The organism is Roseomonas genomospecies 6 (assembly GCF_008365375.1).
Taxonomy (GTDB): domain Bacteria; phylum Pseudomonadota; class Alphaproteobacteria; order Azospirillales; family Azospirillaceae; genus Azospirillum.
The window spans coordinates 1-1,617 of sequence record NZ_QOKW01000079.1 but is presented as its reverse complement, the minus strand read 5'-3'; the positions used below and the strand labels follow the sequence as shown (position 1 = coordinate 1,617).

The 1,617-nt window shown below is 67.7% G+C and carries 1 protein-coding gene; it reads left to right on the top strand.

Going from position 1 to position 1,617, the window contains the following annotated elements:
• Positions 1-105 precede the first annotated feature (105 nt).
• Positions 106-1,446 carry an IS1380 family transposase gene (locus tag DS843_RS30835; protein WP_149472618.1) on the top strand — a complete coding sequence of 447 codons (1,341 nt, stop codon included), beginning with the start codon at positions 106-108 and terminating at the stop codon, positions 1,444-1,446.
• The last annotated feature ends 171 nt before the right edge of the window (positions 1,447-1,617 follow it).

The following is a 1,617-nucleotide window of genomic DNA, read 5'->3' as shown; positions in this document are numbered from 1 at the left end:
CCGGGATTATGCACGAGGGTTGGCGGGTGTAGCGGCATCCGTTGAGCGGCCGTAGAATTTGGGTGCTGAAGCCAATCCCCGCCGTTTTCGGAGCGCCCACCCGCCATGGTTGATCCTACGCTGCCGCTGCCCGGCCTGTCACCCGTTGCTGGAAAGCCGGTGATCGGGCGCTTTGATGGAGGTCGCTTATCCTCCGATGGCGGGCTGCTGGTCCTGCGCGAGGTGGAGAAGCGGTTGCAGGTGGCCGAGCGGCTGGCCGCCTGTATTGTGGACCCGCGTGATCCGTTGCGCACCGTGCATTCCCTGGCCGACATCATCGGCTTCCGCCTGCTGGCCATCGCGGCGGGCTACGAGGACGGCAACGACGCCGACAGCCTGCGCTCCGACCCCTTGTTCAAGATGGCCCTGGAGCGGCTGCCGTCCGCGCGCGACCTGTGCTCGCAATCCACCGTCTCGCGCCTGGAAAACCTGCCCGATGCGCGGGCGCTGCTGCGCATGGGCCATGCCCTGGTCGATCTCTACTGCGCGTCGTTCCGCCACGTGCCCAAGCGCATCGTGCTGGACGTGGACGACACCTTCGACACCGTGCATGGCGGCCAGCAGTTGCGCCTGTTCAACGCCCATTACGACGAGTACGGCTTTCAGCCCATCGTCGTGTTCGACGGCGACGGCCGCTTCGTCACCGCCGTCCTGCGCCCGGCCAAGCGGCCCAAAGGCACTGAGATCCGCGCCTTTCTCCGCCGCCTGCTCCGGGGCATCCGGGCCAACTGGCCGAACACCGATATCCTGCTGCGCGCCGACGGCCATTACGCCTGCCCCGAGGTGCTGGACTGGTGCGAAGCGGAGGGCCTCGACTATGTGCTGGGCCTGCCGACCAGCCGCACGCTGCGCCGTCATGTCACCACGCTGGAGGCCAGCACGGCCGCCCGCTTCCAGGCCGTGCCCGGAGCGGACAAGGTGCGCCGCTTCAAGGAGTTCTACGACGGCGCCAGCACCTGGAGCCGGGTCCGCCGCATCGTCGCGCGGGTCGAGGCCGGGGCTCAGGGCACCGACACCCGTTTCATCGTCACCAACCTGCGCCACGGCACCGGGCGAGGGCTGTACGAAGGGCTGTATTGTGCGAGGGGACAGGCGGAAAATCACATAAAAGCCTGGAAAGCCCACCTCGCGGCCGACCGCACCTCCTGCACGCGAGCGACCGCCAACCAGTTCCGGCTGTTTCTGCACGCCGGGGCGTATTGGCTGCTGTGGAGCCTGCGCGCCGTGATGCCGAAGCGCTCCCGCTGGCGGGTCATTCAGTTCGACACGCTGCGGCTGCGCCTGGTGAAGATCGCCGCGCGCATCGTCGAGATGAAGACGCAGATCAAGGTCCATCTGCCGACCAGCGCGCCCGATCAGGCGATCATCCATCTCGCCCTGGGCCGCCTGCCGCGGCTGACTTCCTGAACACCGGGGCCGCGTGCCCCAGCCGCCACCCGATCCCGTCAACCACAAACCCACCAACATCAGACCGCCGCCGTCAGCGGCGGTCTGATGGCGCACGTCCTTGCAACCCCAAGCTGACCATCGCCGTTCAGCGGACAGGCTGCGAGTCACCCTGGTGCATAAAGGCGGCTA